At 33.0% G+C, this 6,626-nt stretch carries 7 protein-coding genes and 1 pseudogene; all 8 read right to left on the bottom strand.

The features are described from left to right. The coding region (locus IUY40_RS18900; RefSeq protein WP_195738421.1) for a DUF2235 domain-containing protein at window positions 1-861 on the bottom strand (861 nt) is incomplete at its 3' end. Between the two features lie 2 nt (window positions 862-863). Continuing rightward, entirely contained in the window at window positions 864-1,949 is a 1,086-nt protein-coding gene (locus IUY40_RS18895; protein WP_195738420.1) for a DUF2931 family protein, read from the bottom strand. A gap of 66 nt (window positions 1,950-2,015) precedes the next feature. Further along, window positions 2,016-2,189 (bottom strand): hypothetical protein, encoded by a 174-nt coding sequence (locus tag IUY40_RS18890; RefSeq protein ID WP_195738419.1) that lies wholly within the window; start codon window positions 2,187-2,189, stop codon window positions 2,016-2,018. A 92-nt stretch (window positions 2,190-2,281) separates the two neighbouring features. Further along, window positions 2,282-3,304, bottom strand: a complete 1,023-nt coding sequence (locus IUY40_RS18885; protein WP_229335677.1) for a DUF2931 family protein — start codon at window positions 3,302-3,304, stop codon at window positions 2,282-2,284. A gap of 286 nt (window positions 3,305-3,590) precedes the next feature. Further along, complete coding sequence (locus tag IUY40_RS18880) at window positions 3,591-4,682, bottom strand: DUF2931 family protein (protein WP_195738417.1); 1,092 nt, start codon at window positions 4,680-4,682, stop codon at window positions 3,591-3,593. Window positions 4,683-4,684: 2 nt separating this feature from the next. Next, the gene (locus IUY40_RS18875) at window positions 4,685-6,100 is read right to left on the bottom strand and encodes a DUF2235 domain-containing protein (RefSeq protein WP_195738416.1); all 1,416 of its coding nucleotides are present in this window, start codon (window positions 6,098-6,100) and stop codon (window positions 4,685-4,687) included. A gap of 4 nt (window positions 6,101-6,104) precedes the next feature. Further along, window positions 6,105-6,272 (bottom strand): hypothetical protein, encoded by a 168-nt coding sequence (locus IUY40_RS18870; RefSeq protein WP_195738415.1) that lies wholly within the window; start codon window positions 6,270-6,272, stop codon window positions 6,105-6,107. A gap of 17 nt (window positions 6,273-6,289) precedes the next feature. After that, a pseudogene (locus IUY40_RS18865) lies at window positions 6,290-6,626 on the bottom strand (Vgr family protein); the annotation flags it as partial.

Below are 6,626 nucleotides of genomic sequence, written 5' to 3'. Positions count from 1 at the left end.
ACCATCATTGTAACTTCCGCCAACATCAGAATGTACACCCGGAAATTCTCTTTCTTTTCCTACTCTTGTTTTGGTAAGCGAAAAATTGGCTCTATGCTCATCTGTGGCAGTAAAGTGCATGACTGTTTTTGCTCGAGATAAATTGTTTAATTCTATTTCGGTTGCATCATTATCAAAATTCGGATTTACACTTATTCCTTTCGAGTAAGAAGATACAGTGTCAAAAAGACCGAGAAAACAAACTCTTACCACATCAACCGTGATATTATTTTTGGCTAAATAATATCCAAAATAACCTCTTTTATTTTTAAATTTAATAGCCGATAGATCTGCTTTTTTCTCAATTTCATCCAGAAAAACTCGAGCTGCTGCTGCACCTCGACTAAAACCAAAAACGTCTAAATTAAGTATTTTTATTTTGCTGTTTTTACTTTCTTCAACTACTTTCTTAGCTAACTTTTTACAGCCTTCTTGTACTTTTCCTAATATACCTGTACCACTGGTAATAAATCCTGTTCCGAAACCAGCCCCTAATGGCGAATCTCCTTTTTCCGATTCAGTACCAATACCATCAACATATACAGCTAGTTTTGTAGGATAAGCATCATGAAGCCGTCCTACATTAGACCAAGCATTATGATAACTACTGCTTGGGGAATTTTTACCGTTTTTTCTATATGCCTCTGCAGAAATGGTTTCTTCAGGGGTTAATTTTTCACCTCTAGCCCTTTTATCATAATATTCTTTAGCATTGGTGTTGTTTTTATTGTTATTGGTACCATCAAAAAAAATACCAATGGTCAGTTCCGTAACTTCATCTTCTTTTTTAGGCGGTGTATAGTTTCCAAATATGACGCTCATAATTATTCGTATTTACCTGTTCTTGTTACCTTTTCTTTTATCTCATATCGTTTTCCATCTTGTTCTAAATACAATTCAGTAACTCGCTCTGATTTTATTTCAACATTAGGATTAATTTTTATAACCATTTCTATAATCTTATTTTTATCAAGATCTTCTTTAAACAATTTTCTAATTTGATTTTTATTAAAATCTACCGGAATTTCATTTTCTCCACCTTCAAGATATTTTGCCCAATATTCTTTATCATGTGTAAAAGCTATTCTAGAAACAAACTCTTGTTTTTGTTTACCACTGCCTACAGACCAGAATATTTGAAAAGAGAAAGGAATTGCCCTGTTTTGTTGGTCTATGGGCAAATCATAAGGGTCTTCCATTTCTCCATTACACATTTTAATGTACATTGAAGTTATTGTACTGCCTTTGGGTAAAACTACTTTGGGTTTCCAGTTGTATTTTTCACGATACTCCTCATAAACCTCTGATGGTGGGTAACCGTATTGTTCAAGCTGTTCCCGAACGTCTTTAGATATTACAAAATTGTTTTCCAATCTATGTTGACTATAACCATTTCTAAACATATACTTCTCATCTTTGCTAATAAGTTTGGGGTTAATGATTGTTTCATGAGCTTGAAAACGAGCTATTTCAACTTGTCTACTAATTCCAGCAGCCCAAACTACTACCATTCCTTTTGGAGCAAAGCCAATTTTTATATATTTATAAGGCTCTGTTACTGCTTCTTGTCCTCTTTTAGCATAAAAACCCTCATCAAATAGCTGTTGTATTTTTTCTGTAGGGAGTTCCCATTCGCCTGTATAAAATTTATCATCGACATACGACAACCATGTCATATCAAGCCTATCTGGCAAGGGCGCTTTTATAAAATCTATACTACCCCAGCCACCCCAGCCAGAATTACTAAATCCTCCCATTTGGCTAAAAAAATAACCTCCTGCTGCTCCTGTGTACACTTCTATAGGATATTCTCTTGGTGCAGAAATACTTGCTGACCACTCATACTTTTTTTCCATACATGAATTTATTGTTATTGCTAAAAGCAATAAAAGCATTGTTTTTTTTATCATTATTGTTCTAAGTTTTATTTGACATCAAGAAAAATTTTATTTTTTGATGACCTATGTTATAAAAAATTACTGCTTTATGCTATGGGAGGTTATTTTTTTGTTTGAAATTAAAGTCAGGTTCCCTGTTGTAGCTTCAATATTAGATTGATTTGCGATTTTTGTTAATGTACCACCTACTATTAAAGTATAGTCATTATTAACCGTCACTTTTCTGTTTTTACAAATTTTGTAGATTGCCATAATTAAAACATTTTAGATTTTTCTGCACTATTAACTTCAACTGTCTTACTGCTTTGTAGGGTTAAATTTTCGCTCTTGTAAAAACAATCTAATTAATAGGGTATTGACTTCGTAAAAGTTTCCTGCGATACTATTGCTTTATGTAAATCTATTTCTCTATCGTTAGTTTTTAGTTTTATCAAAATTCCTGTTGTCTCTCTTGGTTTGGTATTTCTATCTATTTCAATAACAAATTGAATAGGTTCATTGGGTTTGGTTTGTTCAAATAGTGCTTTTATCTTTTTCTCATCAAAATAGACATCACTCTCCATTCGCCTGTCGTTTATATCGTGCCAAACGATATTCATTTTTCTAGGTACAGCTCTTCTTTTTTTAAGCATTACATTATCGTCCAAACTCAGGAAAATAGATTCGAACTCCCCGTTTATATAATTAAAATAAAGGGTTTCTACTTTATCTTCGGGTTTTACTACAGGCGTTAGATTATATTGTTTTAACAAGGTATCCCAACAGCCAAAAGGTATCGTTCCTTGTGTAATTTGGTCTTTTATTTCTTGAGGTAAATCTTCATTCATATAATTAACATACTCATCAATTCCTTTTTTATCTGTCATTGACTTATGTGCAACTTTCCAATCTACATTTTTGTCTTCATGAGCTTGGTATCGCCCTACCAGAGTTGTGTTTTCGGATCCGCCTACCCAAACCAAAACAATGCCGCCAGGAATAAGTCCTACATTTATTTCATAATCATAATATTTGTTAACTATTGTTTTTTTTGATTTAGTATCATAAAAAGGTTCTCTGTCTCCATTTATCATTAATGCCTGTATTTTATCGGCATCAAGGATAAAAATTCCTGAATAACTTTTGTTTTCGACATAAGACATCCAAGTAATATCTAGTGCTTTTGGCACCATTCCTGTAGCTCCAACTGTTGTTGAATTGTTATTACTTCCCAAGCCTTGTTCTGGGTTTATAATTTCATTAAAAGGAAGATAGGCATAATAACTATTCGGTTTTAAGCTTGTTAGTAAGTGTCCTGAAAAAATTTCGGCAGGATAGTTTTTTGGTGTACTGACAGCAGTTGTCCAGCTATATTCTTTTTGTTCCATATTCTTTTGGCATGAAACCAGTGTTAAGTGTAAAAGTGTAATTAGTATTAATAATTTAACAGATTTGTTCATAATTATCCAGGTATTATTTTTCGACTCCAATCAATATCAATTAAATTATACTTCTTATTTGGTTCCATACCGACGCCGTCCATACTAGCAGAATTGTGCAAATATTTATTACGCAACTTCATTAGCATTTTGTGGTCTTCGTCTAGAGAGTTAAATTTATCTACCTCTTTCTAGTTTTGCCAAGTTTATTTTCTCTCTTGTAAAAACAATCTAATTAATAGGGTATTGACTTCGTAAAAGTTTCCTGCGATACTATTGCTTTTTGTAAATCTATTTCTCTATCGTTAGTTTTTAGTTTTATCAAAATTCCTGTTGTCTCTCTTGGTTTGGTATTTCTATCTATTTCAATAACAAATTGAATAGGTTCATTGGGTTTGGTTTGTTCAAATAGTGCTTTTATCTTTTTCTCATCAAAATAGACATCACTCTCCATTCGCCTGTCGTTTATATCGTGCCAAACGATATTCATTTTCCTTGGTGCAGCTCTTTTTTTTATGGGCATTACATTATTATTTAAACTCAAAAAAATAGATTCGAACTCCCCATTTATATAATTTAATTTTATTGTTTCTACTTTATCTTCGGCTTTTACTAAGGGGGTTAATGAGTAAGTTTGAAACAAAGTATCCCAATAACCAAAAGGTATTGTTCCGTTTTTTATTTGATCTTTTATTTCTTGGGGTAAATCTTCATTCATATAATTAACATACTCATCAATTCCTTTTTGATCCGTCATTGACTTATGTGCAACTTTCCAATCTACATTTTTGTCTTCATGGGCTTGGTAGCGCCCTACAATTGTCATATTTGATTGGCTAAATACATATAAAACTACTATGCCACCAGGGAAAAGTCCTGTATTAATAACAAATCGATAATCTTTAACGATGCCTACTTTTTTAGTTGCTACATCCCAATAAGGTCTTTCGCTACCATTAATCATTAATGCCTCTATTTTATCAGAATCAAGGTTAAAAACTCCCGAATAACTTTTGTTTTCGGTATAGGACATCCAAGTAATGTCTAATATTTTTGGAGTTGTTCCTGTAGCTAGACCTGATGAAGACCCCCCGTTTTCTCCTAGATTTTCGCTATCAATAATTCTATCAAAAGGCATATACACATATGCACTATTTGGTTTAGTTCCTAGTAGTAAATGTCCTGAGAAAATTTCGGCAGGATAATTTTTGGGAGTGCAAGCAGCTGCTGTCCAGCTGTATTCTTTCTGTTCCATATTCTTTTGGCATGAAGCCAGTGTTAAGTTTAAAAGTGTAATTAGCATTAATAATTTAACAGATTTGTTCATAATTATCCGGGTATTATTTTTCGATTCCAATCAATATCAATTAAATTGTACTTCTTATTTGGTTCCATACCAACGCCGTCCATACTGGCAGAATTGTGCAAATATTTATTACGCAACTTCATGAGCATTGTGTGGTCTTCGTCTTGAGAGTTAAATTTATCTATTTCGGTTTTATTATTGCCTAGCCGTTTCTTTTTTTCTTCTAGTTCTTTTTTAGTAAAAAATATCATTTTGGGTTTGCCCTCAAAGGCATATTCATCCAGACGTTTCTTGACATCGTTTAGTGCTGACGGAACTTCGTATTCTTTATTTAAAGTTTTTTTATACTCCCACGGAATTTTATATTTACGTTTACCAAATTCTGCCATGAGATGCAAAATTACTAGACTGTACTCATTGCTTAAATTCTTTCGAGTTCCTTTTAAATATCTTGAATGTTCCTCTAATTGAAATTCTTTGTACCACCCATGTTCTAATGCTCTTTTTTTTTCAGCTTGTATGGTTGAACTAGTTTCTGTTAAAATTACAATTTCACCTTTATCTGCCTTGTCTTTGGTCATGTCTTTGTATCCACCACCAATATCTGAATGTACTCCCGGGAGGCTCAATTCTTTGCTATTACTCCCAGCACTGGCAATATCGGTAAGAGGGAATTTTTTTCGATGTTCATCCTCGGCAGTAAGATGCACTGTGTAGCCCACTGTAGGAATGTGTAGTGGTACTTTATCGACCGTAATATCATCAAAAACCCCTCCACCATAAGATGAAACGGTATCATACAATCCCAAAAATCTTATTTTTATACGGTATGGTTTTACTTTATAATCCAATTCTTTGAAGGCTTTGCCTAAATAACCCAGATTATAAGTGTCATTATTTTTCGGATTTTTTATTTTATATAATTCATTGACAAAAATACGTGCTGCTGCTGCTCCACGGCTAAAACCAAAAACATCAATGTATAAAGTACTTATATTTTTCTCGTTTTCTTCTTGTAGTTTGTAAACTATATCAAAACATCCTTTTTCTACCTTTTCATAAAGACCAGTTTCTCCTTTGCCATAGGCTTGCCCTCGACTAAAATCGCCATAATAACTTAGTGAACCGTCTTTTTTTTCTTTCGGTTTTTTGGTACCAATACCTTCAACGTAAACAGAATAATAATGATCGGATGGTTTGTAAGGGTATGCCTTTTCTAATTTATCTACATTGGTATTATCATTACCAAAACTGGTATTGGAACCATCGGTATCAGAAATAGAACTACTTTTGAGTGTTGGGTCTTTTCTTCGTCCTTCTATGTTTTCTCTATTGTTCGAAGTTCCATCAAAGAATACTCCAATAGTTACATCATTTCTTTCTTTATCATCGTCTTTTGGCACTACAAATCGTGGCTTTCCAAATAGTATATTTGCCATATCGTTATTTATTACCTCTTATGATTATTTTTTTATTTGAAACCAACATAAGATTATCTTTGGTTCCTACAATTTCGACCTTCCCACTAGTTTCATAAATTGTCTTTGCAAAACAGCTGTAATTATTCTTAATCTTAATAGTTAGATTCTTTGCGGTTTTATTAATTGCCATAAAATGAGTTTTAAATATCAAAAAAAATTAGATTGTTCGGCACTATTTATTTCTACTGTTTTTTGGGTACTTTCCAAAAGCATATTTTCCACTGTGCTCAAAACACTTACTTTTTCGGCATGATGGGTAGATTCAAGAGAACTTCGAGTAACCGCTTTTTCTATAAATTCACTTTTATTATCTGCGGTCTCAGTAATATCTCCCATTGCTCTTTGGGTTAGGTCGTTACCCGCTGTTTGAGAAATGTTTTTGCCTGCATCACAATCCATATCTTCTCCTGCATCAATTTTTACATTTTTACCAGCGTTTACAATAAAATCATCTCCAGCCTGCATGGTAATGTTCTTTGGTGCG

This window comes from Flavobacterium sp. ALJ2 (assembly GCF_015594725.1).
GTDB lineage: Bacteria > Bacteroidota > Bacteroidia > Flavobacteriales > Flavobacteriaceae > Flavobacterium.
Note: the sequence above shows the minus strand (reverse complement) of the source record. Positions and strands in the feature narration are given on the sequence as shown.

Excerpts from the sequence above, each read along its gene's own strand:
- IUY40_RS18895 (WP_195738420.1), bottom strand. The coding sequence starts at position 1,949 with ATGATAAAAAAAACAATGCTTTTATTGCTTTTAGCAATAACAATAAAT.
- IUY40_RS18890 (WP_195738419.1), bottom strand. The coding sequence starts at position 2,189 with ATGGCAATCTACAAAATTTGTAAAAACAGAAAAGTGACGGTTAATAAT.
- IUY40_RS18885 (WP_229335677.1), bottom strand. The coding sequence starts at position 3,304 with ATGGAACAAAAAGAATATAGCTGGACAACTGCTGTCAGTACACCAAAA.
- IUY40_RS18880 (WP_195738417.1), bottom strand. The coding sequence starts at position 4,682 with ATGAACAAATCTGTTAAATTATTAATGCTAATTACACTTTTAAACTTA.
- IUY40_RS18875 (WP_195738416.1), bottom strand. The coding sequence starts at position 6,100 with ATGGCAAATATACTATTTGGAAAGCCACGATTTGTAGTGCCAAAAGAC.
- IUY40_RS18870 (WP_195738415.1), bottom strand. The coding sequence starts at position 6,272 with ATGGCAATTAATAAAACCGCAAAGAATCTAACTATTAAGATTAAGAAT.